This window comes from Ectopseudomonas oleovorans (assembly GCF_029845265.1).
Classification (GTDB): domain Bacteria; phylum Pseudomonadota; class Gammaproteobacteria; order Pseudomonadales; family Pseudomonadaceae; genus Aquipseudomonas; species Aquipseudomonas oleovorans.
Map to the genome: position 1 here is coordinate 1 of NZ_JAOCLK010000042.1, position 24,566 is coordinate 24,566.

The window sequence follows — 24,566 nt, forward strand, 5'->3', positions numbered from 1 at the left end:
GTCGATTTTCCTCAGTCGTGGTGCTTCAGCTCGGGCAGCCCAGCCGCTCGCTGAGAAAATCGAGAAAGCAGGTGATGCGTGACGCCAGCGCGGTGTTGCGGTAGTACACCGCGTTGATCGGCTGGCGTACCTCCACGCGTTGCTCGGCCAGCACCTCCACCAACGCGCCGCTGGCGCGGGTGGCATCGGTCATGAAGTCCGACAGACACACCAGACCTTCGCCGGCCAGGGCCAGTTCGAGAATGGTGTCGCCGCTGGAGGCGCGCAGGCTCGGGGTGATGCGCCAGCGCTCGCCGAGGGCGTGACGTAGCGGCCATTCGTTGAGGCTGTCCGGCTCGGTGAAGCCGATTAGGCTGTGCCCGGTCAGATCCTCGGTACGCGCCGGCGTGCCATGGCGGCGCAGGTAATCGGGACTGGCCAGCACGCGGCGGCGGCTGTGACACAGCGGTCGGGCGTGCAGGCTGGAGTCCGGCAGGTTGCCGATGCGGATGGCCAGGTCGGTGCGGCGTTCCAGCAGATCGATGATGCGGTCGTCGCTGTGCAGCTCCAGTTCTATCTGTGGATAGAGCGCACGAAATTCGCCGATCAGCGGCACGATCACGTGCAGCATGAAAGGCGAGGCAGTGTTGATCCTCAGGCGCCCGGCCGGTGCCTGGCGGCGCAGGGTCATCTGTTCCTCGGCGTCCTCGACACTGGCGAGGATGCGCCGCGCCTGGGCCAGGAACACCTCACCCTCCTCGGTCAGCTCCAGGCGCCGCGTGGTGCGGCGTAGCAAGGTGACGGCAAGTTTTTCCTCCAGCCGGCTGAGGGCACGGCTGACGCCGGACGCGGTTTGCTCCAGCTGCTCGGCGGCGGCGCTGATCGAGCCGCAGTCGACCACGCTGACGAAGGCGAGCATTTCTTCCAGGCTGGTCTTCATTATTGATCTTCAGTCAAAGGTGTTTGCTGGCTTGTTAGGTTTTTTCGCATGAGTCTGGCGCGGATACTGCTCCCTCTCAACCCCCGCTCGCCGTCAGACAGAGGGCTGCAACTTTTTCGCGAACCACGAGGCCGAATCTTTCCGTACCCGTTCCGAGCCGATGCTCGGCCAGCGCTTCGCAAGCTATGAGGAGATCTTCATGAAATTCATTCCCCTCTTCGGCCTCGGCACTTTCCGCCTCAAGGATCAGGTCGCCATCGACTCGGTACGCACCGGCCTCGAGCTGGGTTGCCGGCATTTCGACACGGCGCAGATCTACGGCAACGAGGCTGCTGTCGGCCAGGCCCTCGCCGACAGCGGCGTGGCCGTGACGAGTTGTTCGTCACCACCAAGGTCTGGACCGATAACCTCGGCAGTGGCCAAGTTATCCCCAGCCTGCGTGAGAGCCTGCAGCGGCTGGGCCTGGAGCGGATCGACCTGACGCTGATCCACTGGCCGTCGCCGAACGACGAGATTCCCGTGGCGCAGTATCTGGGCGAGTTGCTCGAGGCCAAACGCCAGGGGCTGACCGCGGCCATCGGTGTGTCCAACTTCACCATCGCCCATCTGCGCCAGGCCATCGATGCGGTGGGGGTGGAAGAGATCGCCACCAATCAGGTGGAAATCCATCCGCTGCTGCAGAACCGCAAGTTGGTGGCATTCGCCCGGCAGCATGGCATCCACCTCACTGCCTACATGCCGCTGGCCTACGGCAAGGTGCTGGCCGAGCCGGAGATCCAGCGCATTGCCGCTAGCCATGGCGTCAGCCCGGCACAGGTTGCCCTGGCCTGGTCGCTGCAGCAGGGCTATACGGTGATCCCCTCCTCGACCAAGCGCGAGAGCCTGGCCGCCAACCTGGCCGCTGCCGAGCTGCGCCTGAGCACCGAAGACATGACAGCCATCGAGGCGCTGGATCGTGGCGAACGCGTTGCCAATCCAGGCTTCGCGCCGCGCTGGGATTGAGTACTGCGAGTGTGGCAGGGGCTTTAGCCGCGACCCTCGGCTCTATCGGCCGCCGGCGATATCGATCAGCGCGCCAGTGGTGTAGCTGGCCTTGTCATCGAGCAGCCAGACGATGGCTTCGGCGACTTCCTCGGCACGCCCGGCGCGGCCCAACGGTGTCGCCTTGCCCAGGCGCTCGGCACGGTCCGGTTGGCCACCACTGGCGTGAATCTCGGTATCGATCAGCCCTGGGCGCACGGCGTTGACCCTTACCCCTTCGCCGCCCAGCTCCTTGGCCAGGCCGCGAGTCAGCACGTCCATCGCGCCTTTGGCGCCGGCGTAGTCGACGTACTCGAAGGGCGCGCCAAGGCTGGCGGCCACCGACGACACCAGCACCATCGAACCACCCTCGCCGCCGCGGCTGCGGGCCATGCGCCGGGCGCCTTCACGAGCAGTCAGGTAGCTGCCCAGCACATTGACGTCGAACATCCGTTGCAAGCGCTCGCCGCTCATCTCCAGCAGCGGCATGGGTGGGGCGACGATGCCGGCATTGACCACCAGGCCGTGCAGCGGGCCGAACTTGCCCATGGCCGCGAACAGGCGCTGTACATCCTCTTCAACCGCCACATCGCCGGGCAGGGCGATGGCCGTGCCGCCCATGGCCTCGATCTGCGCCACCACCTTATCGGCGGCGTCACGGTCACTGCGATAGTTGATGCCGACCGTCCAGCCGCCAGCGGCGGCCAGCAGGGCAGTAGCGCGGCCGATGCCGCGGCTGGCGCCGGTAATCAGCAGGTTCTTGCGCATTGGGCCTGGCTCCCTGTAGTCGTGCCTGCTAAGGCTGCCCGCTTTTCGTCGTCTGCGCTACATCCACCCCAGCCAACGCCACCAGGTCAGGGCGAACACCAGCATCAGCCCGTAGCCAGCCAGCGTCAGCCAGATGCCGGTGCGCAGGAATTGCCGGGCGGTGAAGGTATCGGTGCCGATACAGACCATGTTCTGTGGCGCGTTGATCGGCAACAGGAAGCCGAAGCTGACCACGTAGCCGAGCAGCATGCTCATGCCCAGCGGGTTGATGTCTCCGCCAAGCTGCAGCAGCAGGGCAATCATGATCGGCAGCATCGCCGAGGTCAGCGCCGTGGCGCTGGCAAAACCGAGGTGAATGATGATCAGAAAGCCACCGAGTACGGCGAACACCCAGAATGGCGACAGCCCATCCATGCCCAGATGGGTTACCAGCAGTTTGGCCAGCCAGGTGCCGGCGCCCGTGGCCAGCACCGCACCACCGAGGCTGATGCCAACGCCGAAGACGATCACCGTGCCCCATGGAATGCGCGGCTGTGCCTGCTTCCAGCTCATTACGCCGAGCCCTGGCATCAGCAACGCCGCCAGGCCCACCAGGGTGGTGGAAGCGGTGTCGAAGCTGTGCAGCTTGCCCTCGGTGGCCCAGAAACCGAGCAAGGTGAGGACGATGGCCAGCAGCTTGCGCTCATCGAAGGTCATCGGTCCGAGTTCACTGAGCGCCTTGCGCACGGCCTCCTTGCCGCCTTCGATGCGATCGGTTTCCGGCGGCATGACGCGTAGGATCACCCAGTAAAGCACCGCTGACATCAGCAGACTCCAGGGTGCGCCGGCGATCAGCCAGTCAGTCCAGGTCACCGATTGGCCGAGCAGCTTCTGCATGAAGCCGGCGGTAAGTAGATTCTGCGCCGCCGAAGTCTGGATGCCGACGTTCCAGATGCTGGTGGCCTGCGCCACCAGAATCATGATGCCACCAGCGAAGGCCGAGCGCTTGTCCACGCCGAAGGCGGCGATCACCCCCATCATGATCGGCACCATGCAGGCCACCCGCGCCGTGGCGCTGGGTACGATGAAGCTGAGCAGAATGGTCACCACGATGGCACCGAGCAGCACGCGATGGGTGCTGGCGCCGACCTTGGACAGAGTCAGCAGGGCAATGCGTTTGTCCAGCCCGGTCTGGGTCATCGCGGCGGCGATGAACAGTGCCGAAGCCACCAGCGCCAGTGCCGAGTTGGCAAAACCGCTGAGGGCCATGTTCAGGGCATCCTTGGTGCCGATGAGCTTGTCCGGGTCGGCCAGGGTCGGTGCGCTGCCGAGCAGGAAGGCCATCAGCGCCAGGATCATGATGGCGCTGACCTCGTAACTCACGGCCTCGCTGATCCAGACGATCACCGCGAAAGCGAGAATTGCCAGCATGCGCTGCCCGGCCAGTGGTAATCCGGCCTGTTCCGGCAGGAAGATGATCGCCAGGCCGGCAAGCAGCGCGAGCAACAGCCCCCAGGGTAGGCGCAAGGACGGGGAAATAGCGTTAGCGGACATGCTGGCGAGACTCCGACGAATGGCAAATCCAGACTATGCACCGCTGACGCGGGTCATCCATTGCCTCGGATCAGTGTTCTGGCCTGATGGGTGTTCGTCAGCGGAGTCGGGGGTTACCATGCCTGCCCTTTCGCTTGACCACACGCTGCTCGCTCATGAAACCCGCCTCCCTACGTGCCGACCTGCTGGCCGGCCTGACCTCGTCCTTCGCCCTGGTTCCCGAGTGCATCGCCTTCGCCCTGGTGGCGCAGGTCAATCCGCTGATGGGGCTGTATGGCGCCTTCATCATCTGCACCCTCACCGCACTGTTCGGCGGCCGCCCTGGGATGATCTCCGGCGCGGCCGGCTCGATGGCGGTGGTGATCGTCGCCCTGGTGGTGCAGCACGGCGTGCAGTACCTGCTGGCCACGGTGCTGCTGGGTGGCCTGATCATGCTCGCGTTCGGCTTGCTGCGCCTGGGCAAACTGATCCGCATGGTGCCGCACCCGGTGATGCTGGGTTTCGTCAACGGCCTGGCGATCATCATCGCCCTGGCCCAGTTCGAGCACTTCCAGCACGACGGCCAATGGCTGCAGGGCAAGGCACTGTACCTGATGCTCGGTCTGGTGGCGCTGACCATGCTCATCGTCTACCTGCTGCCGCGCCTGACCCGCGCCGTACCGCCGGCACTGGTGGCGATTCTCGGCATCGGTGCGCTGGTCTACCTGCTGGATCTGCCCACGCACACCCTCGGCGACATGGCGCAGATTGCCGGCGGCCTGCCGAGCCTGATGCTGCCGGACATTCCCTGGAACCTGGACACCCTCGCCATCATCGCCCCCTACGCCATCCTGATGGCCCTGGTCGGCCTGCTGGAAACCCTGCTGACCCTGAACCTCACTGACGAGATCACCGCCACGCGCGGCCACCCGGATCGCGAATGCGTGGCGCTCGGTGTGGCCAATATGACCTCCGGCCTGTTCGGTGGCATGGGCGGTTGCGCGATGATCGGCCAGACCGTGATCAACCTCAGCTCCGGCGGGCGCGGGCGGTTGTCCGGGGTGGTCGCCGGGATGATGATCCTGCTCTTCGTGCTGTTCCTCTCGCCGCTGATCGAGCGCATCCCACTGGCGGCGCTGGTGGGCGTGATGTTCGTGGTGGCGCAGCAGACCTTTGCCTGGGGCTCGCTGCGCGTCGCCGGCAAGGTGCCGGCCAATGACGTGCTGGTAATCGTCGCGGTGACCGCCATCACCGTCGCCACCGACCTGGCCACAGCGGTGCTCTGCGGTATCGTCATCGCCGCGCTCAACTTCGCCTGGCAGCACGCCCGCGAGCTGTATGCCGACAGCGATATGCAAGCCGATGGCAGCAAGCTGTACCGCGTGCACGGCACCCTGTTCTTCGCCTCCTGCACCGCCTTCCTGGCGCAGTTCGAGCCGGCCGACGACCCGCAGCAGGTAACCCTGGACTGCCGCCACCTGAGCTTCGTCGATTACTCCGCCATCGCCGCGCTGAAGACCCTGCGTGAACGCTACGAGCGTGCCGGCAAGCACCTGCGCGTGGTGCATCTGTCCGAGCGTTGCAAGCAGTTGCTCAAGCGGGCGGGCGAGTAGACGGCTGGCGCCGTAACGAAAAAACCGCTGCCCTGTCGCCAGGTGCAGCGGTTTTTTTCTTTGCATCGAGGACGATCAGCGGCGCGCGCCGCGTACCCCTTCGGCCAGCTCGCGGCACAGGCCGAGCACGCCGTCGATGGCCTGCTGCGGGCTCTTCGCCTCGGCGATCTTGTCGATCAGCGCCGAGCCGACCACCGCGCCCTCGGCGCGCTTGGCCACTTCGGCGGCGTGCTCCGGGGTGCGGATGCCGAAGCCGATGCACAGCGGCAGGTCGGTGTGGCGACGCAGGCGCGCCACGGCTTCCTCGACGTGATCCATGGTCGCCGCGCCAGCGCCGGTGACACCCGCCACCGACACGTAGTAAACGAAGCCGGAGCTGCCGTTGAGTACGGTGGGCAGGCGCGCGTCGTCGGTAGTCGGCGTGGTCAGGCGGATGAAGTCGATGCCTGCGCTCTGCGCCGGCTCGCACAGCTCGTCGTTGTGCTCCGGCGGCAGGTCGACCACGATCAGGCCGTCGACACCGGCCTCTTTGGCGTCACTGATGAAGCGCTCGACACCGTAAACGAAGATCGGGTTGTAGTAGCCCATCAGCACCAGCGGCGTGCTCTGGTTGCCTTCGCGGAATTCGCGAACCATCTGTAGCGTCTGGCGCATGCCCTGCTTGCCGGCCAGCGCGCGGATGTTGGCGAGCTGGATGGCCGGGCCGTCGGCCATCGGGTCGGTGAACGGCATGCCCAGCTCGATCACGTCGGCGCCGGCGTCCGGCAGGCCCTTGAGGATGCTCAGCGAGGTGGTGTAGTCGGGGTCACCGGCGGTGATGAAGGTGACCAGCGCGGCGCGGTTTTCCGCTTTCAGTTCGGCGAAACGGTTCTGCAGGCGGCTCATGCGTGCTTCTCCTGGTTGTCCTGCATGTGGTGCATCACGGTCTGCATGTCCTTGTCGCCACGACCGGACAGGTTGATCACCATCAGGTGATCCTTGGGCAGCTTCGGTGCGCGCTTGAAGGCTTCGGCCAGCGCGTGGGCGCTTTCCAGGGCCGGGATGATGCCCTCCAGACGGCAGCACTGATGGAAGGCTTCGAGGGCTTCGTCATCGCTGATCGGCACGTATTCGACGCGCTTGATCTCGTGCAACCAGGCGTGTTCCGGGCCAACGCCGGGGTAGTCGAGGCCGGCGGAAATCGAGTGGGCATCGGTGATCTGGCCGTCGTCGTCCTGCAGCAGGAAGGTGCGGTTGCCGTGCAGCACGCCCGGCGCGCCACCGGCCATGCTCGCCGCATGCTTGCCGGTGTCGATGCCGTGGCCGGCCGCCTCGACGCCGACGATCTGCACGCCGCTGTCGTCGAGGAAGGGGTGGAACAGGCCGATGGCGTTGGAGCCGCCGCCGATGCAGGCCACCAGCGAGTCGGGCAGGCGCCCTTCCTTCTCGAGGATCTGCTCACGTACTTCGTTGCCGATCACCGATTGGAAGTCGCGCACCATGGCCGGATACGGGTGCGGGCCGGCGGCGGTGCCGATCAGGTAGAAGGTGTTGTGGACGTTGGTCACCCAGTCGCGCAGGGCCTCGTTCATGGCGTCCTTGAGGGTGCCGGTGCCGGCGGTGACCGGGATCACCTCGGCGCCGAGCAGCTTCATGCGGAAGACGTTGGCCTGCTGGCGGTCGATGTCGGTGGTGCCCATGTACACCACGCACTGCATGCCGAAGCGCGCGGCCACAGTGGCGGTGGCCACGCCGTGCATGCCGGCGCCGGTCTCGGCGATGATGCGCTGCTTGCCCATGCGCTTGGCTAGGAGGATCTGGCCGATGCAGTTGTTGATCTTGTGCGCGCCGGTGTGATTGAGGTCTTCGCGCTTGAGGTAGATCTTCGCCCCGCCGAAGTGCTCGGTCAGGCGCTCGGCGTAGTACAGCGGGCTGGCGCGGCCGATGTAGTCGCGCTGGAAGTAGGCCAGTTCTTCGAGGAAGGCCGGATCGCTCTTGGCCTTCACGTATTCGGCGGCCAGCGAGTTGATCAGCGGCATCAGGGTTTCGGCGACGAACTGACCGCCGAAGCGGCCGAACAGGCCGCGAGCGTCGGGGCCGGTGCGAAATGAGGTCATGGCGTGCTCCTTGTCGACAGCGTTGGGCTGGCAGGGCGAGTGAGTGATGGGGTCATTCTACCGCTGGCCGACTCGATGAAAAGCGATTAGATTGCAGTAATACGTCAGTAAAAGTCACATGTTCATGAGCCGAGAACTGCCCCCGCTCAACGCCTTGCGCGCCTTCGAGGCCGCCGCCCGCCTGCAAAGCATCAGCAAGGCGGGTGAGGAGCTGCATGTTACCCACGGCGCGATCAGCCGGCAGATTCGTGCACTGGAAGAACAGCTTGGCGTTAGCCTGTTCGACAAGGACGGGCGTGGCGTGAAACTCACCGATGCCGGCTTGCGCCTGCGTGATGTCAGCACCGAGTGCTTCGAACGTCTGAGTAGCGTTTGCGCCACCCTGCGTCGCGAAACCGAAGATCGCCCCTTCGTGCTCGGCTGCTCGGGTAGCCTGCTGGCGCGCTGGTTCATCCCGCGCCTGGATCGCCTGCAGCGCGAGCTGCCGGAACTGCGCCTGCAATTGTCAGCCAGCCAGGGCGAGCTGGACCCGCGCAGCGCCGAGGTGGATGCCACCCTGCTGTTCGCCGATCCGCCGTGGCCCGCTGATATGCAGGTGTTCGAGCTGGCGCCGGAGCGTATCGGCCCGGTACTCAGCCCGCGCTATGCCAATCATGCGCAACTGAGCGCAGCCAGCGCCGACGCGCTGTATGCCGAGCCGCTGCTGCACACCACCTCGCGTCCGCAGGCCTGGCCGCAGTGGGCGCATGCCCGGGGGCTGGCGGCCGAGCGGCTGCAACTGGGCCAGGGTTTCGAGCATCTCTATTACCTGCTGGAGGCCGCTGCCGCCGGGCTCGGCGTGGCCATCGCGCCACAGACATTGGTTGCCGACGACCTGCGCGCTGGCCGCCTGGTCGCGCCCTGGGACTTCGTCGAAACCACGGGCAGTCTGGCGCTGTGGACACGCCGCACCGATCAGCGCAGCGAGCGTCTGGCGCAGTGGCTGCGTAAGGAGTTGACAGACAGCGCGGCGCAGGTGCGTTAGCACGCGCTTATGAAACCCGTGCACGGCAGGCTAGTCTTAACAAAATCTTTCACACCACAGGAGCTTCATCATGTCCGACCACCACACCTACAAGAAGATCGAAATCGTCGGCTCGTCGCGCACCAGTATCGAAAATGCCATTGAGAATGCCCTGGCCGAGTGCGCCAAGAGCGTGCGCAACATGGACTGGTTCGAGGTAACCGAGACCCGTGGCCATATCGAGAACGGCAAGGTCGGCCATTACCAGGTCACCCTCAAGGTCGGTTTTCGTCTCAGCGGCAGCTGACAGGCACTCAGCCAAGCGAGCCGCCGGCCGCTCGAAGCACAGGGCTGTGGCGCCGCGCACAGTGATGAACGCGGTCGCAGGCGAGGCGCAGCGGGTTCGGGCAAGCTGCCCGGGCCGATTCAGGGAGGAATGCCATGTTCAGACCGTTGCTGCTGATCAGCCTGCTGTCACTCGCAGGCTGCGTCGACAACGAGCCACCGCTTGCCGAGGAACGTCGCCTGCTGCTCAGCGGCGAGGACTTCGCCAATTACGAGGCGCCGCAGGAGGGTCGTTACCAGAAGCTGGTGACCTATGCCACGCGTACCATCGACCTCAATTTCGAGAGCCGCAGCAGCGACTGGTTCTACCTCTATAGCGGTGTATCGCTCTACCCGCGTGCCGGCGATGCGCTGATGACCAGCTACGCCGAAACCTTCGGCGCTTCATTCGGCCTGCGCCACAGCGGGCTCGAACAAGAGGATCTGCCGCTGGAAACTACGCTGGCCAGCCGTGCCAGTCTCAAGCTGCTGACCCAGGACGGCGAGCCGGTGGGCAACCTGTTCTATGCCACCGTCGGCAACAAATCGATGTTCACCCTTTTCACCGGGGTGTACTTCGAGCAGGCCGAAGACTTCAAGGCATTCATCGCGCCCAAGCTGCTGCAACTGCGTGAATACCAGCACAGCGACCCCATACTGACCTGGGCGGGCAACACGTTGGGCCTGGGCAGCGACTGAGCGGCGCCCGGGCCGAAGACGCTCAGCCGAAGAACCAGTAGGTCACGGTGATCGCGGCAATGACTCCGGCCAGCTCCGCCAACAGGGCGCAGCCCACCGCATGGCGCGCACGCTGAATGCCGACGGCGCCGAAATACACCGCCAGCACGTAGAAGGTGGTTTCCGTACTGCCCTGAACGATCGCCGCCGCCAGCGCCGGGAAGCTGTCGACGCCATGGGTCTGCATGGTCTCGATCAGCATGGCGCGTGCCGCGCTGCCGGAAAACGGCTTGACCAGCGCAGTGGGCAGCGCATCGACGAAGCGCGTATCCCAACCGAAGGTTTCCACCAGCCAGCGAATGCCGTCGAGGCCAAACTCCAGAGCGCCGGAAGCACGTAACACACCAATCGCGCAGAGCATCGCCACCAGATACGGCAATAGACTCTTGGCGATGTCGAAGCCCTCACGGGCACCTTCGATGAATTGTTCGTAGACCTTGACCTTGCGCAGCGCACCAACCAGCAGGAAAGCCAGGATCACACCGAACAGGGTCAGATTGCCGAGCAGCGACGAGAGCGCCGCCAGGGCAGTGGCGCTGAGCCCGGCCAGCAGGGCCATGAAGCCGCCCAGCAACAGGGCACCGGGAATCAGATACGCCAACACCACCGGGTCCCACAGGCGCAGGCGCTGCATCACGGCCACCGACAGCAGGCCGACCAGGGTCGAGGCGCTAGTCGCCAGCAGGATCGGCAGAAACACCAGAGTCGGGTCTTCCGCACCCTGCTGCACGCGGTACATGAATATCGACACCGGCAGCACGGTGAGCGACGAGGCGTTGAGCACCAGAAAGAGAATCTGCGCGTTGCTCGCGGTGAGCTTGTCCGGATTGAGCTCCTGCAGGCTGCGCATGGCCTTGAGGCCAATGGGCGTGGCGGCATTGTCCAGGCCCAGGCCGTTGGCAGCAAAGTTCATGGTGATCAGCCCGAGCGCCGGATGGCCGCGCGGCACCTCCGGCATCAGTCGCGCGAACAACGGGCCGAGTACACGCGCCAGGGCATCCACCAGGCCGGCTTGCTCGGCGATGCGCAGCAGGCCGAGCCACAGGGTCATGGTGCCGAACAGCAGCACCATCACTTCCACCGACAGCTTGGCCATGGCAAACAGACTCTCGACCATGGCACCGAACACCGCCGGGTCATCGCCGATCAGCCAGCGGGAGAAGCCCGCGACCGCTGCCACCAGAAAAAAACTCAGCCACAGGCCATTGAGCATGCCGTACCCCCTCGTCGTTCTGGCGGGGGATGATAACGCGTCGCCCCATTCCATGGGACGTCCGGCAAACTGCCGTTACGTGGTCCTTCGGCGGTCAGGTCGCTCCCAGCCTCGATAAGCGGGCACCATGCCTAGTACCAGTTGGGATCACTGCGCAGTTGTTCCACCAGCATCTGCTGGACCTCCTCGTCCGGGTCGCCCAACCAGCGCAGGCTGGCGTGTTCACTGGGCGCGCGATCCTCGGGCAGGCCATCCGGCACCTGCACATACAGCGCATAGGCGTCATCGTTTTTCCACTCGAAAGCGACATAGAGGCGCTGGCTGAAGCAACGCTGCGCTTCGCAGACCTGGCCGACCAGGTAGCGATCACTGTCGGCTTCCACGGCCTGCATCGGGGTGGACAGGCCACTGAGGTTGATCAGCCAGTCCGGCAGGCGCTCTTCGTCCTTTACCAGGTCCTGCCAGGCTTGGCGGTACTCGGCGTTGCTGGTCAGCAACTCGCCTGGATGGAAACTGGTGTCGCGGTCGGCGGCCTGAGCCGCCAGGGCGCCGCCCATCAGCAGAGCGGCGGTAATGGCGTGAATCGACTGCATCGATCTCTCCCTAAAGACGCGGGCGGCGGCCCATGACGAACGAGACGATGAACAGCACCAGGAACACCACGAATAGGATCTTGGCGATACCAGCAGCGGTGCCGGCGATACCACCGAAGCCCAGTACTGCGGCGATGATGGCGATGATCAGGAATGTGACTGCCCAAGCATGATGTTTCTCCTCGATGGATCAGTGGGTAATGGCCCAGGCAGGCCAGGGGTCTTGCGCGTTGCTCGGGTCCAGAGGCTGGGGCGCAGCGCCCGTGGGCAGCTCCAGCTCGGCGGTATTGCGGCTCGCGCACAGGGTCTGGCCAATCAGTACAACGCTGGTGAGCGTCAGACTGAGCAGAAGCAGCAAGGTGGCGAGCACCAGAACAACTATCCACATGGCGATTCTCCTGTTGCGTTGGAGGCGGATGGCGCGCTATCCGTCTCTTCCTTGTTCTGCATTGCAACCGGTGCATGACCGGTCACTCACTGGGAACATTGCAGCACCCGTGCCAGACTTTTATTTTTATAAAAGCCTTGAAAATCATAGCTTTACGTTTTTATGCGCCTTGGGAGGCAGGCATACTGCCCGAACGAGGTTTGCCCGGTCGTGCGTTTTGCCCGACCGGGCATGGGCTGTGACGTTTTACGCCCTGCCAGAGTGGTCGCCCGCCGACTGCACAGTCGGTATACTCGTCGCGCCCGCGTGCCATGCGGGTTCCGCGCTCAGAACAACAACCGCGCCACGAGTCTCGAAACCATGAACGACTACGAACAGGAAGACCCGATTCCCCAGGGCGACCTTGCCCTGCAGATCACCGCGCTGCCGCGTGAGACCAATGGTTTCGGGGATATCTATGGCGGTTGGCTGGTATCGCAGATGGACCTGGCCGGCACGGCCATGGCCAGCAAGATCGCCGGTGGCCGCGTCGCCACTGTCGCCATCGACCGCATGGCCTTCCTCGTGCCGGTGGCGGTGGGTGCGCAGTTGTCCTTCTACACTCAGGCGCTGGAGATTGGCCGCAGCTCGATCCAGATGATGGTCGAGGTGTGGAGCGACGATCCGCTGTCCAATGAATGGCGCAAGGTCACCGAAGCGGTATTCGTCTTCGTCGCCATCGATGGCAGCGGCCGCACCCGCCCGGTGCCGCCACGGCGCGGCTGAGCCGAGCAGATAGCTTTCGGCAATATCCTGTAACGAAAGCGCCGACCCTGAGGCTAATGCCAGTCAGTTAAGCCGTTGCACTCGATCTTTGTAGGAGCCGGCTTGCCGGCGATCCGCCATAAAAAGCATCGCCAGCAAGCTGGCTCCTACGAAAAGCGCCCCCTCTACTGCAAGTAGGAGGGGGTGGTGACGAACTTATCTGATCAGCACTAGCCCTGAGGCCGGCGTTTTTCCGTGTGCCTGAAACCCGTTGGGGATCAGCCGCGGATGTTGTAGATGTCTTTCTCGTTGCTTTCCGCGTAGTCGTACAGGCGTTGCAGGTAGGCCTTCTGCTGTTCCCAGACCTTCTTCGCGACCGGGTCGGCGTTGGCCGAGGCCTCGACCACTTCGGCCGCCACTTCCTTCAAGCGGGCCAGCACTTCATCCGGCAGGCGGCGTACTTCCACACCGTCGGCCTTGAGTTGCTCCATGGCTTCCATGTTCTTGGCGTTGTAGTCATCGAGCATGTCGCCGTTGACGTCGCGGGCAGCGGCGCGAACGATGGCCTGCAGATCCGGCGGCAGGGTTTCCCAGGCCTTCAGATTGACGTCCAGCTCGAACAGTACGCTGGGCTCCTGCCAGCCCGGGGTGTAGTAGTACTTGGCTGCCTTGTGCAGACCCAGGGCCAGGTCGTTGTATGGGCCGATCCATTCAGTGGCGTCGATGGCACCGGTCTGCATGGCGGTGAAGATCTCACCGGCCGGCATGTTGACCACGGTACCGCCCATCTTGGTCAGCACTTCGCCGCCCAGGCCAGGGGTACGCATCTTCAGGCCCTTGAAGTCATCGACCGAGTTCATTTCCTTGTTGAACCAGCCTGCGGTTTGCACACCGGTGTTGCCGCAGGCCATCGGCAGTACGCCGAACGGCTTGTACACCTCTTCCCACAGCTGCTGACCGCCACCGCGATGCAGCCAGGCGTTCATTTCCTGAGCATTGGGGCCGAATGGCGAGGCGCAGAAGAACTGGGCGGCCGGCACCTTGCCTTTCCAGTAGTACGGCGCGCCGTGACCCATTTCGGCGGTACCGCGGGAGACTGCATCGAACACTTCCAGTGCCGGCACCAGCTCGCCTGCTGCATACACCTTGACCTTCAGGCGGCCGTTGCTCATTTCATCGACCAGCTTGGCGAAGCGCTCGGCTCCCACGCCGACGCCCGGGAAGTTTTTCGGCCAGGAGGTGACCATCTTCCAGTTGAAGGTTTGGGAACTCGAACCCTCTTGAGGTGCTGCGGCGCTCTTGGCATCTTCCTTACAGCCGGCCAGGGCGGTTGCTGCAAGGCCTACGCCTGCTGCGGCGAGTATGTCGCGACGTTTCATGCAATGCTCCTTCTTGTTGTATTGGTCTTACCACGGGATCGCCGAAGGTAGACCGGGCGTGAATAACATAGGGGGTCGTGACCTACAAGCCTAGTTAATACGACTAAAGTTGCACGGGCATTGCTGCAATACCGGTAGCCTGCATAGAATCGCCGGCCTGCAGCCCATAAGGACGCGGGCGGCGTGATATGCAGCCAACAGGTTCGCTGTCCTGTCTCCTACTCATAACGATAAAGGACTCACTATGTCCGACAAGCCTTCATTTCCCCTCGCTCTTGCATACCTGATCGATGCTCTCAACAGCTGGTTCGGCAAGGCCTGCGCCTGGCTGACGGTTTTTCTGGTAATCGGCACCGCTGTCGTCGTGGTGCTGCGCTATGGCTTCGGCATCGGCGCCACGGCTCTGCAAGAGGCGGTGCTCTACGCGCATGCACTGGTGTTTATGGGTGCAGCGGCCTGGACGCTGCAACGCAACGGTCATGTGCGTGTGGACATCTTCTACCAGAAGTTCAGCGGCCGCCGTCAGGCGCTGGTGGAGATTCTCGGCAACCTGCTGTTCCTGCTACCGGTTGCGCTGTTTCTCGGCTGGGCCAGCTGGGATTACGTCAGCAATGCCTGGTCGACCCTGGAAGCATCCAGCGAATCTGGCGGGCTGAAATTCGTCTATCTGCAGAAAAGCATCATCCTGGTGCTGGTCATCAGCCTGGTTCTGCAAGGTGTCTCCAATCTGATCAAGGCGCTCTACGTCATCACTGGCCGCCTGCCTGCTCCGGAGGTGAAACATGGCTGAGTTGATGTCGATTCTGCTGTTCATCGGTATTTGTATGGCCTTGATGGCCGGTTATCCGGTGGCGTTCACCCTGGCGGGCGTATCTCTGCTGTTCGCGGGTGTAGGTGTACTGACCGGCACCTTCGATGCGGGTTATCTCAGCGCACTGCCCAACCGCCTGTTCGGCATCATGAACAACCAGACCATGCTGGCCGTGCCGCTGTTCGTGTTCATGGGGGTGATGCTGGAACGATCACGGGTAGCCGAGGATCTGCTCGAGTCCATGTCGCGCCTGTTCGGCACGCTGCGTGGTGGTCTGGCGATCTCGGTGTGCGTGGTCGGCGCCCTGCTGGCAGCGAGCACCGGTATCGTTGGTGCCACCGTGGTAACCATGGGTCTGCTGGCGCTGCCAACCATGCTCCGTCGCGGCTATGACCCAGCCATCTCCACCGGCACCCTGGCCGCCACCGGAACCCTGGGACAGATCATTCCGCCGTCGATCGTACTGGTGCTGCTGGGTGACGTGATGTCCAGCGCCTATCAGCAGGCGCAGCTGAAGATGGGTATCTTCTCGCCCAAGACCGTGTCGGTCGGTGACCTGTTCGTCGGTGCGCTGCTGCCGGGCCTGCTGCTGGTTGGCCTGTACATCGTGTACATCATCGTGGTTGCCGTCATGCAGCCGAAGAAGCTGCCGGCGATGTCCAAGGAGGAGCTGGGCGATGTCGAGTGGGGCCGCCTGCTCAAGGCACTGGTGCCGCCGATGCTGCTGATTGGCGCCGTGCTCGGTTCGATCCTCGCCGGTTACGCCACGCCGACCGAAGCCGCTGCCCTGGGCGCTGTCGGCGCCATGCTGCTGGCTTTCAGCAAAGGCAAACTGAACTTCGGCCAGCTCAAGGAAGTGGCCTACGGCACCACCGAAATCAGTGCCATGGTCTTCATGATCCTGATCGGTGCGTCGCTGTTCTCCCTGGTGTTCCGTGGTTTCGGTGGCGAAGCGCTGATCGAGGACGTGTTCGCCCAGCTGCCAGGTGGCGTGCTCGGTGCGTTCTTCCTGGTGATGCTGGTGATCTTTCTGCTCGGCTTCATTCTCGACTTCATCGAAATCACCTTCGTGGTGGTGCCGATCGTCGGGCCGGTACTGCTGGCCATGGGTCTCGACCCGATCTGGCTGGGCGTGATGATCGCACTCAACCTGCAGACCTCCTTCCTCACGCCCCCCTTCGGCTTTGCGCTGTTCTACCTGCGTGGCGTGACGCCGGCGAGCATTCCTACCAGCACCATTTACAAAGGTGTGGTGCCGTTCATTCTGATCCAGCTGTTGCTGCTGGTGATCGCCTATATCTTCCCAGGGCTGATCACCTGGCTGCCGGAGCAGGTCTACGGCAAGTAAGTCTCGCTGGCTGGTTTGGCAAAACGCCCGTCCTCGTGATGGGCGTTTTGCTTTTTGCGTTGTCACACTATTGGTCATCTATCTCAACAAGAGGTCGTCATGAGCACCGCCCAAGTCGAACGCGTGGAACTGGATCAACTGGTCTGCTGGCGCATTCGTGCTGCCGGCAGCGAATTGCTGGTAGCCCAGCAGGGCGCGCAGATTCTCAGTTACCAGCAGGGTGAGCAGCCGCCGCTGATCTGGCTAAGCCCGGATGCGGCCTATCAGCGTGGCCAAAGCGTGCGCGGTGGTGTGCCGGTGTGCTGGCCCTGGTTCGGAGATCTACGCCGCAATCCGCAGGCCGTGCAGGCGCACTATCACCTCGAGCAGGCGCCGGCCCATGGCCTGGTGCGTGCATTGGACTGGGAGTTGCTGGGCATCGACGAGGGGGGCGACGCCGTCACCCTGCGCTTTGCCTACGACACGCGCACTCAGCCGCTGGAGGGCTGGCCCAGAGATGTCGGCCTGACCTTCGTCGTGCGCCTGGCAGACGATCTCGGCATGAGCCTGGAAACCCACAATCGCGGTACGGAGCCGCTGACCCTGAGCCAGGCGCTGCACAGCTACTTCGCCGTCAGCGACGTGCGCCAGGTCAGCGTCGAGGGGCTGCAGGGCTGCCGCTATATCGACACCTTGCAGGACTGGCAGGAGCTGCGTCAGCAGGAAGCGCTGGTGTTCGATGCTGAGACCGATCGCATCTACTTCGACACCGCCGCGCGGCTGAGCATCGTCGATCCGGGTTGGGGCCGGCGCATCCACCTGGATGCTCGTGGATCACGTTCGGCTGTGCTGTGGAATCCCTGGGTCGACAAGGCCAAGCGCCTGTCGCAGTTCCCCGATGACGCCTGGCAGAACATGCTGTGCATCGAAACGGCCAATGTGCTGGAGGACGTCGTACAACTGAACGCTGGCGAACGGCATCGTTTGGAGCTGCGCCTTTCGAGCGAGCTGATCGGCTAAACATCACATCCGCAGTGGAGCGGCACTGCGAATCGCAAGCACGCCGCAAACCGGACGCCTACGCAAGGCGGTTGGTGGCCTGCCAGTTCTTCATGGCGCCTGCCTCTCCAGGGCTTGCCGCAGATCGTCTGCGCGAGTGAAGACCTGCTGCGCGACGATCTGCAGACCATCGAGTTGCAACCACAACACCTGCCCCTCGCCAGCCTGATAACGCGGGGCGATACGGGCGTCGCGGTCGAGGAGGATGCGGTAGTTGTAGTCGCGCATCTTCGGTATGGCGAAGAGGGTGGCGATGACGCTGGGCATGCGGCTGATATCGGCGAGGAAGACCGCGTGGCGCTCGTCCAGGTAGCCCTTGGGCTTGCCTTCCAGGGCAGCGTTGACCAGTTTGGCGCCGTCCATGTCGCGGGCGACCAGCAGGATGTGGGTCTCGTCATTCAGGGTATAGGGCACGTCATGCTGATCCAGTAGCGTCCAGGGTGCCAGGCGTTCGCCAGGCTCCAGAGCCAGTACGGCGGTAGACAGCAGACACAGCAACAACAGGGCGGCAGCTTTCATGCGCAGACTCCAGAGCAATCAGTAGAGGTCTTCGTCAGTTACCAGACGCACTTCGCCCGCTTCCATGGCATAGGCGGCGTCGGCCAGGTCGTTGCTGACCTGCTCCACCTTAAGCTCGCCGCTGACCCACAGTGGGGCATAGATATCGTCAAGGACGATGCCCTTGGGGTAGCGCACCAGCACCAACTGATTGGGCGGCGGTGGCGGCACGTGGATGCAGGCGCCCGGATAGGGCACCAGGAAGAACAGGGTGCTGTTGCCTTTCTCGTCGGTTTCCAGCGGCACCGGATAGCCGCCCAGGCGGATGGCCTTGCCGTCGAGTTCGGGCACGGTCTTGGCGGAGTACATCACTGCCGGCAGATCCTGATCCTGCTGGCGCAGGCCGCCTTCGCTGTAGAAGGTGCTGTCGCCTTCGGGGGTGTCGTGGCTGATGTCGGGCATTTCCTCGAGGGCCTTGCGGTCTTCGGGTGGCATCAGGTCGAGCCAGTCGGTTTCCGGCAGTTCGGCGTGGGCCAGGCCGGTACAAAACAGTAGGGCGAGCAGCAGGTGGCGCATGGGCTATGGCATCTCGTGGCGGCGTTAACGAGGAGCCGACAAGTCGGCTCCTGACCTGGGCTTGTCAGCCCTTCTTGATCGCGCCGTAGATTACCAGCAGGACGATGGCGCCGATCACTGCGCCGATGAAGCCGGCGGCCTGTCCGGCTTCGTAGATGCCCAGGGCCTGGCCACCGTAAGTGGCCGCGATGGAGCCCCCGATGCCGAGCAGGATGGTCATGATCCAGCCCATGCTGTCATCGCCGGGTTTGAGAAAACGTGCGATCAACCCGACGATCAGGCCGATGAAGATGGTGCCGATAATGCCCATTGGCGTGTCTCCTTGATAAGTGCCGCTCATGCGGCAGGCCCGTCATGGGACAAGTCAATGGGGCTATCAGTTCGCCTCGTCTGGCGGCAGAACGCCATAACGGTGGTAGATCAGGGCAACTTCGCCCTCTTCACGCATACGTTGCAGCTCAGCGCCAAGGCGGTCGTAGAGTTCGCCTCGGTCGCTGTGGTAGCGCCTCAGCGATGCGCCGAAGTGGTTGCCCAGTACCTGCTGGTGGGTGTAGTGCGCGTAGCTGTAGTCGCGAAAGTTCATGGCCTGGAATTGCGCCTCCATCGGTGCAGCGTCGATCACCGCGATGGTATCCAGGCGCCCAGCCCGGAACATCGCAGCCAGTTGCGCATCGTCGCTGACATAGGCGCGATCGAGCAGGTCATCGCTGTCGAAAGGTTCGAAATAGGCCGTACCGCGTTTGACGCCAAGAGACAGGTCGTACAGATCCTCGTAGCGGCTCAGTCTGGCCTCTTCCCCCGGGGGCACGACGAAGCGAACGTTCAGTTGCTGATTGCCGATGCTGGGCAGGTAGTGGATATAGGCGCGGCGCGCCTCGGTCATGAGCACGCGCGGCACCAGGTCGATGCGCCCGGTGCGCAGATCGTCGAGGCTGCGCAGGAAGGGCGCCTGGCGCCAGTGCAGTTCGACACCGACACGCTGGGCAGCGGTTTCCAGCACGCTGACCAGTGGGCCGCTGGGTAGGCCGTCAACCACGCGCATCTCTGGTGTGCGCTCACGGAAATCGACGCATAGTACGTCGTCCGCCGCATTGCAGGTCAGCGCGGATATCAGGGGCAGCAGGGCAGACAGGTACTTCATGCGGGACGCTCTTGAATGACTGCCATCATTCAAGAGCGTAGTCGCAACATGCCGGCTCAGCCTTTTGCGATCAATGCCTGTACGGCCTTGATCGCGACATCCAGAGCGGCGCGATCAGCGCTGCGAAGCGTGGCATGCCCGACCTTGCGCCCGGCCTTGAAGGCCTTGCCATAGTGGTGCAGGTGGCAGTCGGCGATGCTGATCACCTGCTCCACCGGCGGTACTGCACCAATGAAGTTGAGCATCGCGCTCTCGCCCAGCTTGGCGGTGGAACCCAGCGGCAGGCCGGCGACGGCGCGCAGGTGGTTCTCGAACTGGCTGCACTCGGCGCCTTCGATGGTCCAGTGCCCGGAGTTGTGCACGCGCGGGGCGATCTCGTTGGCCTTGAGACCGCCGTCGACTTCGAAGAACTCGAAGGCCAGCACGCCAACGTAATCGAGCTTGTCCAGCACGCGGCCGACGTAATCCTCGGCCAGCGCCTGCAGCGGATGATCGGTGCTGGCGACGGACAGGGCGAGAATGCCGCTGTCGTGGGTGTTGTGCACCAGCGGGTAGAAGCGGGTTTCGCCATCACGGGCGCGCACGGCGATCAGCGACACTTCGCCGGTAAAGGGCACGAAGCCTTCGAGGATGCACGGCACGCTGCCCAGTTCGGCGAAGGCGCCGCTGACGTCTTCCGGCTTGCGCAGGACTTTCTGGCCCTTGCCGTCGTAGCCCAGGGTGCGGGTCTTCATCACCGCTGGCAGGCCGATGCTGGCCACGGCGGCGTCCAGATCAGCCTGCGACTGGATGTCGGCGAACTCCGGCGTGGGAATGCCCAGCTCGCGGAACATGGACTTCTCGAACCAGCGATCGCGGGCGATGCGCAGTGCCTCTGCACCCGGATAGACCGGCACGAACTGCGAGAGAAAGGCGACGGTTTCGGCCGGCACGCTCTCGAATTCGAAGGTGACCAGGTCGACCTCGTCGGCCAGCTGGCGCAGGTGATCCTGATCGCCGTAGTCGGCACGGATATGCTCGCCGAGCGCCTGGGCGCAGGCATCCGGCGCCGGGTCGAGGAAGGCGAACTGCATGCCCAGCGGGGTACCCGCCAGGGCCATCATGCGGCCCAGCTGGCCGCCACCGATCACACCGATTTTCATAACAAAGCCCCTTTTCAGCAGGTGGCGAGACCAAGCAGTTGAGCGCTGCCCGCAGCGCAGGAAGCGGAGTTTACGCCGGTAAATGCGCATCCCGGGCAGCGCACAGCGTTCACATGCGCCGTGTCGCTGCCCCTGATGGAATGGCTTCAGGCCTCGCGCGGGTCCGGGTTGCTCAGCACGGTATCGGTCTGTTCCTGACGGAACAGCTTCAGCGCCGCATGGAACTGCGGATGCTGGTGACCGAGGATGCTGGCGGCCAGCAGCGCTGCGTTGACCGCGCCGGCCTTGCCGATGGCCAGGGTGGCGACCGGAATGCCGGCCGGCATCTGCACGATCGACAACAGCGAGTCGACACCCGACAGCATGGACGACTGCACCGGCACGCCGAGTACCGGCAGGTGCGTCTTGGCCGCACACATGCCCGGCAGGTGAGCGGCGCCACCGGCGCCAGCGATGATCACCTGAATGCCACGCGCCTCAGCCTCTTCGGCGTACTGGAACAGCAGATCCGGGGTGCGGTGGGCGGAAACCACCTTGACCTCGTGGGGGATGCCCAGCTTGTCCAGCATCTCGGCGGTGTGGCTAAGGGTGGACCAATCGGACTTGGAGCCCATGATCACGCCAACCAGTGCGCTCATCAAAGTGCCTCTTCTCTCGGGCGCCTCGCGGCGCGTCAAAAACCAACAAGCCACGCGGGCGGGCCAGCGTGGCTTGTCATGATTCGTTGGCCGGTGCTGCCGGCCGAAGGCCGCGCAGTATAACGCAAAGCCAGGGCAGGCGCGCACTGCACATGACCGTTTGTCATACAGGGTGTGGCAGAGCGGGAAAACCAGCTAAACCTTGCTCTGGAGCAATGCCGGCACGGGCTGCGCGCGCAAACTGACGCTCCACTCGCATGCAAGAGGAACCGCACATGAACCAGACCATGAAAGCCGCCGTCGTCCACGCCTTCGGGCAGCCGTTGCGTATCGAGGAGGTGAACACCCCACTGCCCGGCCCCGGGCAGATTCTGGTGAAAATCGAGGCCTCGGGCGTCTGTCACACCGACCTGCACGCCGCCGAGGGTGACTGGCCGGTGAAACCGAGTCTGCCGTTCATTCCCGGCCACGAGGGCGTTGGCTACGTGGCGGCGGTCGGCAGCGGCGTAACTCGGGTCAAGGAAGGCGACCGTGTCGGCGTGCCCTGGCTCTACACCGCCTGCGGCTGCTGCGAGCACTGCCTGACCGGCTGGGAAACCCTGTGCGAGAGCCAGCAGAACACCGGTTATTCGATCAACGGTGGCTACGCCGAATACGTGCTGGCTGATCCGAACTACGTCGGTATCCTGCCGAAAAACGTCGATTTTCTGGAAATTGCGCCGATCCTTTGCGCCGGCGTGACGGTGTACAAGGGCCTCAAGGAAACCGGGGCGCGCCCCGGCCAGTGGGTGGCGATCTCCGGTATCGGCGGCCTCGGCCACGTCGCCGTGCAATACGCGCGGGCCATGGGCCTGCACGTCATCGCGGTGGATGTCGACGACGCCAAGCTGGAGCTGGCGCGCAAGCTCGGCGCCAGCCTGACCATCAACGCGCGCAAGGAAAATCCGGCCGAGGTGGTGCAGCGCGATATCGGTGGCGCCCATGGCGTACTGGTCACAGCGGTGTCCAACGCCGCCTTTGGCCAGGCCATCGGCATGGCACGCCGGCGCGGTACGGTGGCCCTGGTCGGCCTGCCGCCAGGTGACTTCCCCACGCCGATTTTCGACGTGGTGCTCAAGGCCATCACGATCACCGGCTCCATCGTCGGCACCCGCGCCGATTTGCAGGAGGCACTGGATTTCGCTGGCGAGGGCCTGGTCAAGGCCACAGTGCACAGCGACACGCTCGACAACATCAATGGCATCTTCGAGCAGATGCGCGGCGGGCAGATCGAGGGGCGGGTGGTGCTGCAGTTCTGATGCGACAGGGGCCACGGATTGGCAACTTTCCGACAGAACGGACGCGTACGGGCGCACAGATCGCCGCCAGGTGGCTGGCTATACTGTGCGCTCTCCATCCGAACAAGGACGTCTCGCCATGAAACAGTACGTTTCGCTCGTAGCCCTCTCTCTGCTTTCCCTGCAAGCCGCTGCGCTGGAGCTGGCCAAGCATCCGCAGGTCTTCGATGCCGGCCAGGGCGTGAGCCTGGCGCTCGCTCCTTCCGCCGACACCAAGGCGCTGAAGCCGAAGGTCCTCCTGGCGATTTACCAGAAGCAGGAGATCGACGGCGAAGCCTCCAAGGCCTGCGCCATCCCGCTGAGCGCCCAGGTGGACTGGAGCGCGATGTCCGATGAGCAGCTGATCGGCCTCAGCGTGCCGAGTTTCTGCGGTGAAGTGGTCAGCCAGATGGCCTACCTGTGTGGCAAGGACGACCGCTACAAGGCCGAGGCCAAGACCCTCAAGGGCATCGACTGCCGCTTCGGCGAAAGCATGAAGTTGCGCGAGCAGGACGGCCAACTGCAGTTCACCACGCACAAGGATGAACCGAATCAGGGCGACTTCATCAACGCCATTCTGCGTAATCGCTGATCCTCTCGGGCGGGCTACGGCCCGCCGTCTCGCGGCATATTTCTTGCGTTCCTTTGCCTAATCACGCTTACGGAACGCATCATGCTGCACGCCCCACTGACCACCCTGCATGTGGTTTCCCTGATCCTCCAGCGCTTCGCCGAGCAGCCCGAACGACGCCCGCAATTGCTGGCTGGGAGCGGCATTGGTGCGGCTGATCTGGACAATGCCGACGCGCGCATCACCCGGGTGCAGGAGCTGCAGGTGTGTGCCAATGCCCTGGCCCTGCGTGCTGATCTGGGGCTCGACCTGGGGCGCAGCCTGCATGTTTCCTCCTATGGGCTGCTGGGTTACGCCGCCCTCTCGGCTGCCACCTTTGGTGACGCCTGGCGTCTGTTGCTGCAGTACCCGGCGCTACTCGGCACCTATTTTCGCCTCGACATGCAGGTGGAAGGCGAGCGGGCCTGGATCTGCGCCAGCGGTTACCGCGATGCCGAGGCGCTGGAAGTGTTCAACGTGGAGATGTGCCTGGCCTCGCTGAAGCTGATCGGTGATGAACTGCTGCGCCAGCCGCTGTCATTGGAAGGCGCCGAGTTCACCTACGCTCGGCCAGACTACGTCTCGCGCTATGCGCAGAGCTTTCCCTGCCCGCTGCGTTTCTCGGCACAGCGCAATGCCTTCGCCTTTCCCGCCGCGTTGCTGGAACGCCGGCTGCCGCTGGCCGACAGCGTGACCCACGGCGACATGGTGGAACGCTGCCGCCGTCTGAACGCCGAGTTCAGCAGCCGCCAGGCCTGGCTGGAGCGGGTGCGCCAGTTGCTCGCCGCGCAGTTGGCCGAGCCGCCGGGGCTGGAGAACCTGGCGCAGCAGATGCATTGCTCGCCGCGTACCCTGCGCCGTCACCTGCAGGAACTGGGCACCAGCTACCAGGGCCTGCTCGACGAGCTGCGCTTCGAGCGCGCCAAGGCGCTGCTCGGCGAGGAGCAATGGCCGGTGTACCGTATCGCCGAAGTGCTCGGCTTCAGCGAAACCGCCAGCTTCCGCCACGCCTTCCAGCGCTGGAGCGGCGTGCCGCCGAGTCGCTTTCGCGCATAGCCGTATGCAATCCCGGGCACTGGCGCGGGCCTGTGGGGTACGAATCGCCGGCAAGCCGGCTCCTACGAAATGCCCGATTCCC

The 24,566-nt window shown here is 64.1% G+C and carries 27 protein-coding genes and 1 pseudogene; 12 read left to right on the forward strand and 16 right to left on the reverse strand.

The window, feature by feature from the left end; all coding sequences use genetic code 11:
- Nucleotides 1-25: 25 nt before the first annotated feature.
- A complete protein-coding gene (locus N5J71_RS17960) occupies nucleotides 26-919 on the reverse strand; it encodes a LysR family transcriptional regulator (protein ID WP_084341770.1) in 894 nt (297 codons plus the stop codon).
- A 199-nt stretch (nucleotides 920-1,118) separates the two neighbouring features.
- On the opposite strand from N5J71_RS17960, the pseudogene dkgB reads away from it, so the two are divergent.
- Nucleotides 1,119-1,921, forward strand: a pseudogene (dkgB, locus tag N5J71_RS17965) (2,5-didehydrogluconate reductase DkgB).
- Between the two features lie 42 nt (nucleotides 1,922-1,963).
- Here dkgB and N5J71_RS17970 read toward each other — a convergent pair.
- Nucleotides 1,964-2,707, reverse strand: a complete 744-nt coding sequence (locus N5J71_RS17970) for an SDR family oxidoreductase (RefSeq protein ID WP_074859804.1) — start codon at nucleotides 2,705-2,707, stop codon at nucleotides 1,964-1,966.
- Nucleotides 2,708-2,764: 57 nt separating this feature from the next.
- Nucleotides 2,765-4,240: a DASS family sodium-coupled anion symporter gene (locus tag N5J71_RS17975; RefSeq protein ID WP_074859807.1), complete on the reverse strand. Its 1,476-nt coding sequence runs from the start codon at nucleotides 4,238-4,240 to the stop codon at nucleotides 2,765-2,767.
- Nucleotides 4,241-4,395: 155 nt separating this feature from the next.
- Here N5J71_RS17975 and N5J71_RS17980 point away from each other — a divergent pair, with 155 nt between their 5' ends.
- A complete protein-coding gene (locus N5J71_RS17980; RefSeq protein ID WP_279917358.1) occupies nucleotides 4,396-5,832 on the forward strand; it encodes a SulP family inorganic anion transporter in 1,437 nt (478 codons plus the stop codon).
- A gap of 75 nt (nucleotides 5,833-5,907) precedes the next feature.
- Here the strand turns inward: N5J71_RS17980 and trpA are convergent, their stop codons facing one another.
- Nucleotides 5,908-6,717 carry a tryptophan synthase subunit alpha gene (gene trpA, locus N5J71_RS17985; protein ID WP_125874787.1) on the reverse strand — a complete coding sequence of 270 codons (810 nt, stop codon included), beginning with the start codon at nucleotides 6,715-6,717 and terminating at the stop codon, nucleotides 5,908-5,910.
- On the reverse strand, nucleotides 6,714-7,928 hold the full coding sequence (gene trpB / locus N5J71_RS17990) for a tryptophan synthase subunit beta (protein WP_257598346.1): 1,215 nt from the start codon (nucleotides 7,926-7,928) through the stop codon (nucleotides 6,714-6,716). The genes trpA and trpB overlap by 4 nt, the downstream gene beginning before the upstream one ends.
- Before the next feature lie 124 nt (nucleotides 7,929-8,052).
- Between trpB and N5J71_RS17995 the strand changes: the two genes are divergently transcribed.
- From N5J71_RS17995 to N5J71_RS18005, 3 genes are all read left to right on the forward strand, one after another.
- On the forward strand, nucleotides 8,053-8,952 hold the full coding sequence (locus tag N5J71_RS17995) for a LysR family transcriptional regulator (RefSeq protein ID WP_279917359.1): 900 nt from the start codon (nucleotides 8,053-8,055) through the stop codon (nucleotides 8,950-8,952).
- 70 nt (nucleotides 8,953-9,022) lie between these two features.
- Complete coding sequence (locus tag N5J71_RS18000) at nucleotides 9,023-9,238, forward strand: dodecin (protein ID WP_074859823.1); 216 nt, start codon at nucleotides 9,023-9,025, stop codon at nucleotides 9,236-9,238.
- Nucleotides 9,239-9,372: 134 nt separating this feature from the next.
- On the forward strand, nucleotides 9,373-9,954 hold the full coding sequence (locus N5J71_RS18005) for a hypothetical protein (protein WP_116617582.1): 582 nt from the start codon (nucleotides 9,373-9,375) through the stop codon (nucleotides 9,952-9,954).
- A gap of 22 nt (nucleotides 9,955-9,976) precedes the next feature.
- Here N5J71_RS18005 and N5J71_RS18010 read toward each other — a convergent pair whose 3' ends face one another.
- The 4 genes from N5J71_RS18010 to N5J71_RS18025 form a co-directional block, all read right to left on the reverse strand.
- Nucleotides 9,977-11,206 carry a nucleoside recognition domain-containing protein gene (locus N5J71_RS18010; protein ID WP_128579665.1) on the reverse strand — a complete coding sequence of 410 codons (1,230 nt, stop codon included), beginning with the start codon at nucleotides 11,204-11,206 and terminating at the stop codon, nucleotides 9,977-9,979.
- A gap of 131 nt (nucleotides 11,207-11,337) precedes the next feature.
- Nucleotides 11,338-11,799: an inhibitor of vertebrate lysozyme family protein gene (locus tag N5J71_RS18015; protein ID WP_116617583.1), complete on the reverse strand. Its 462-nt coding sequence runs from the start codon at nucleotides 11,797-11,799 to the stop codon at nucleotides 11,338-11,340.
- A 10-nt stretch (nucleotides 11,800-11,809) separates the two neighbouring features.
- Nucleotides 11,810-11,986 carry a DUF1328 domain-containing protein gene (locus N5J71_RS18020; RefSeq protein ID WP_082065072.1) on the reverse strand — a complete coding sequence of 59 codons (177 nt, stop codon included), beginning with the start codon at nucleotides 11,984-11,986 and terminating at the stop codon, nucleotides 11,810-11,812.
- 3 nt (nucleotides 11,987-11,989) lie between these two features.
- Nucleotides 11,990-12,187, reverse strand: coding sequence for a hypothetical protein (locus tag N5J71_RS18025; RefSeq protein WP_104727190.1), 198 nt, complete (start codon nucleotides 12,185-12,187; stop codon nucleotides 11,990-11,992).
- 360 nt (nucleotides 12,188-12,547) lie between these two features.
- Here N5J71_RS18025 and N5J71_RS18030 point away from each other — a divergent pair, with 360 nt between their 5' ends.
- Nucleotides 12,548-12,952, forward strand: coding sequence for an acyl-CoA thioesterase (locus N5J71_RS18030; RefSeq protein WP_039964119.1), 405 nt, complete (start codon nucleotides 12,548-12,550; stop codon nucleotides 12,950-12,952).
- Nucleotides 12,953-13,209: 257 nt separating this feature from the next.
- Here N5J71_RS18030 and N5J71_RS18035 read toward each other — a convergent pair whose 3' ends face one another.
- Nucleotides 13,210-14,310 (reverse strand): TRAP transporter substrate-binding protein, encoded by a 1,101-nt coding sequence (locus N5J71_RS18035; protein WP_039964122.1) that lies wholly within the window; start codon nucleotides 14,308-14,310, stop codon nucleotides 13,210-13,212.
- Between the two features lie 244 nt (nucleotides 14,311-14,554).
- On the opposite strand from N5J71_RS18035, the gene N5J71_RS18040 reads away from it, so the two are divergent.
- The 3 genes from N5J71_RS18040 (at nucleotide 14,555) to N5J71_RS18050 (ending at nucleotide 17,468) form a co-directional block, all read left to right on the forward strand.
- Nucleotides 14,555-15,100: a TRAP transporter small permease subunit gene (locus N5J71_RS18040; RefSeq protein WP_230926068.1), complete on the forward strand. Its 546-nt coding sequence runs from the start codon at nucleotides 14,555-14,557 to the stop codon at nucleotides 15,098-15,100.
- Nucleotides 15,093-16,469 (forward strand): TRAP transporter large permease, encoded by a 1,377-nt coding sequence (locus N5J71_RS18045; RefSeq protein ID WP_084341781.1) that lies wholly within the window; start codon nucleotides 15,093-15,095, stop codon nucleotides 16,467-16,469. Before N5J71_RS18040 ends, N5J71_RS18045 begins: the two co-directional genes overlap by 8 nt.
- 99 nt (nucleotides 16,470-16,568) lie before the next feature.
- Complete coding sequence (locus tag N5J71_RS18050; protein WP_004422916.1) at nucleotides 16,569-17,468, forward strand: D-hexose-6-phosphate mutarotase; 900 nt, start codon at nucleotides 16,569-16,571, stop codon at nucleotides 17,466-17,468.
- A gap of 90 nt (nucleotides 17,469-17,558) precedes the next feature.
- Here N5J71_RS18050 and N5J71_RS18055 read toward each other — a convergent pair whose 3' ends face one another.
- The 6 genes from N5J71_RS18055 to purE all read right to left on the reverse strand — a co-directional run bounded on the left by N5J71_RS18055 (nucleotide 17,559) and on the right by purE (nucleotide 21,502).
- Entirely contained in the window at nucleotides 17,559-18,026 is a 468-nt protein-coding gene (locus tag N5J71_RS18055) for an FAD/FMN-containing dehydrogenase (protein ID WP_074859841.1), read from the reverse strand.
- 18 nt (nucleotides 18,027-18,044) lie between these two features.
- Nucleotides 18,045-18,581, reverse strand: coding sequence for a DUF3299 domain-containing protein (locus tag N5J71_RS18060; protein WP_074859844.1), 537 nt, complete (start codon nucleotides 18,579-18,581; stop codon nucleotides 18,045-18,047).
- 64 nt (nucleotides 18,582-18,645) lie between these two features.
- Complete coding sequence (locus N5J71_RS18065; protein ID WP_004422923.1) at nucleotides 18,646-18,891, reverse strand: GlsB/YeaQ/YmgE family stress response membrane protein; 246 nt, start codon at nucleotides 18,889-18,891, stop codon at nucleotides 18,646-18,648.
- A gap of 66 nt (nucleotides 18,892-18,957) precedes the next feature.
- Nucleotides 18,958-19,722, reverse strand: a complete 765-nt coding sequence (locus tag N5J71_RS18070; RefSeq protein ID WP_278619233.1) for a substrate-binding periplasmic protein — start codon at nucleotides 19,720-19,722, stop codon at nucleotides 18,958-18,960.
- Between the two features lie 56 nt (nucleotides 19,723-19,778).
- Nucleotides 19,779-20,864 carry a 5-(carboxyamino)imidazole ribonucleotide synthase gene (locus N5J71_RS18075; RefSeq protein WP_278619235.1) on the reverse strand — a complete coding sequence of 362 codons (1,086 nt, stop codon included), beginning with the start codon at nucleotides 20,862-20,864 and terminating at the stop codon, nucleotides 19,779-19,781.
- Between the two features lie 146 nt (nucleotides 20,865-21,010).
- Complete coding sequence (gene purE, locus N5J71_RS18080) at nucleotides 21,011-21,502, reverse strand: 5-(carboxyamino)imidazole ribonucleotide mutase (RefSeq protein WP_055986043.1); 492 nt, start codon at nucleotides 21,500-21,502, stop codon at nucleotides 21,011-21,013.
- Between the two features lie 275 nt (nucleotides 21,503-21,777).
- On the opposite strand from purE, the gene adhP reads away from it, so the two are divergent.
- The 3 genes from adhP to N5J71_RS18095 all read left to right on the forward strand — a co-directional run bounded on the left by adhP (nucleotide 21,778) and on the right by N5J71_RS18095 (nucleotide 24,484).
- Nucleotides 21,778-22,800 carry an alcohol dehydrogenase AdhP gene (adhP, locus tag N5J71_RS18085; RefSeq protein ID WP_279917360.1) on the forward strand — a complete coding sequence of 341 codons (1,023 nt, stop codon included), beginning with the start codon at nucleotides 21,778-21,780 and terminating at the stop codon, nucleotides 22,798-22,800.
- A gap of 118 nt (nucleotides 22,801-22,918) precedes the next feature.
- A complete protein-coding gene (locus N5J71_RS18090; RefSeq protein ID WP_279917361.1) occupies nucleotides 22,919-23,410 on the forward strand; it encodes a hypothetical protein in 492 nt (163 codons plus the stop codon).
- 81 nt (nucleotides 23,411-23,491) lie between these two features.
- Entirely contained in the window at nucleotides 23,492-24,484 is a 993-nt protein-coding gene (locus N5J71_RS18095) for an AraC family transcriptional regulator (protein WP_279917362.1), read from the forward strand.
- The last annotated feature ends 82 nt before the right edge of the window (nucleotides 24,485-24,566 follow it).

Excerpts from the sequence above, each read along its gene's own strand:
- N5J71_RS17960 (WP_084341770.1), bottom strand. The coding sequence starts at position 919 with ATGAAGACCAGCCTGGAAGAAATGCTCGCCTTCGTCAGCGTGGTCGAC.
- N5J71_RS17970 (WP_074859804.1), bottom strand. The coding sequence starts at position 2,707 with ATGCGCAAGAACCTGCTGATTACCGGCGCCAGCCGCGGCATCGGCCGC.
- N5J71_RS17975 (WP_074859807.1), bottom strand. The coding sequence starts at position 4,240 with ATGTCCGCTAACGCTATTTCCCCGTCCTTGCGCCTACCCTGGGGGCTG.
- N5J71_RS17980 (WP_279917358.1), top strand. The coding sequence starts at position 4,396 with ATGAAACCCGCCTCCCTACGTGCCGACCTGCTGGCCGGCCTGACCTCG.
- trpA (WP_125874787.1), bottom strand. The coding sequence starts at position 6,717 with ATGAGCCGCCTGCAGAACCGTTTCGCCGAACTGAAAGCGGAAAACCGC.
- trpB (WP_257598346.1), bottom strand. The coding sequence starts at position 7,928 with ATGACCTCATTTCGCACCGGCCCCGACGCTCGCGGCCTGTTCGGCCGC.
- N5J71_RS17995 (WP_279917359.1), top strand. The coding sequence starts at position 8,053 with ATGAGCCGAGAACTGCCCCCGCTCAACGCCTTGCGCGCCTTCGAGGCC.
- N5J71_RS18000 (WP_074859823.1), top strand. The coding sequence starts at position 9,023 with ATGTCCGACCACCACACCTACAAGAAGATCGAAATCGTCGGCTCGTCG.
- N5J71_RS18005 (WP_116617582.1), top strand. The coding sequence starts at position 9,373 with ATGTTCAGACCGTTGCTGCTGATCAGCCTGCTGTCACTCGCAGGCTGC.
- N5J71_RS18010 (WP_128579665.1), bottom strand. The coding sequence starts at position 11,206 with ATGCTCAATGGCCTGTGGCTGAGTTTTTTTCTGGTGGCAGCGGTCGCG.
- N5J71_RS18015 (WP_116617583.1), bottom strand. The coding sequence starts at position 11,799 with ATGCAGTCGATTCACGCCATTACCGCCGCTCTGCTGATGGGCGGCGCC.
- N5J71_RS18025 (WP_104727190.1), bottom strand. The coding sequence starts at position 12,187 with ATGTGGATAGTTGTTCTGGTGCTCGCCACCTTGCTGCTTCTGCTCAGT.
- N5J71_RS18030 (WP_039964119.1), top strand. The coding sequence starts at position 12,548 with ATGAACGACTACGAACAGGAAGACCCGATTCCCCAGGGCGACCTTGCC.
- N5J71_RS18035 (WP_039964122.1), bottom strand. The coding sequence starts at position 14,310 with ATGAAACGTCGCGACATACTCGCCGCAGCAGGCGTAGGCCTTGCAGCA.
- N5J71_RS18040 (WP_230926068.1), top strand. The coding sequence starts at position 14,555 with ATGTCCGACAAGCCTTCATTTCCCCTCGCTCTTGCATACCTGATCGAT.
- N5J71_RS18045 (WP_084341781.1), top strand. The coding sequence starts at position 15,093 with ATGGCTGAGTTGATGTCGATTCTGCTGTTCATCGGTATTTGTATGGCC.
- N5J71_RS18050 (WP_004422916.1), top strand. The coding sequence starts at position 16,569 with ATGAGCACCGCCCAAGTCGAACGCGTGGAACTGGATCAACTGGTCTGC.
- N5J71_RS18055 (WP_074859841.1), bottom strand. The coding sequence starts at position 18,026 with ATGAAAGCTGCCGCCCTGTTGTTGCTGTGTCTGCTGTCTACCGCCGTA.
- N5J71_RS18060 (WP_074859844.1), bottom strand. The coding sequence starts at position 18,581 with ATGCGCCACCTGCTGCTCGCCCTACTGTTTTGTACCGGCCTGGCCCAC.
- N5J71_RS18065 (WP_004422923.1), bottom strand. The coding sequence starts at position 18,891 with ATGGGCATTATCGGCACCATCTTCATCGGCCTGATCGTCGGGTTGATC.
- N5J71_RS18070 (WP_278619233.1), bottom strand. The coding sequence starts at position 19,722 with ATGAAGTACCTGTCTGCCCTGCTGCCCCTGATATCCGCGCTGACCTGC.
- N5J71_RS18075 (WP_278619235.1), bottom strand. The coding sequence starts at position 20,864 with ATGAAAATCGGTGTGATCGGTGGCGGCCAGCTGGGCCGCATGATGGCC.
- purE (WP_055986043.1), bottom strand. The coding sequence starts at position 21,502 with ATGAGCGCACTGGTTGGCGTGATCATGGGCTCCAAGTCCGATTGGTCC.
- adhP (WP_279917360.1), top strand. The coding sequence starts at position 21,778 with ATGAACCAGACCATGAAAGCCGCCGTCGTCCACGCCTTCGGGCAGCCG.
- N5J71_RS18090 (WP_279917361.1), top strand. The coding sequence starts at position 22,919 with ATGAAACAGTACGTTTCGCTCGTAGCCCTCTCTCTGCTTTCCCTGCAA.
- N5J71_RS18095 (WP_279917362.1), top strand. The coding sequence starts at position 23,492 with ATGCTGCACGCCCCACTGACCACCCTGCATGTGGTTTCCCTGATCCTC.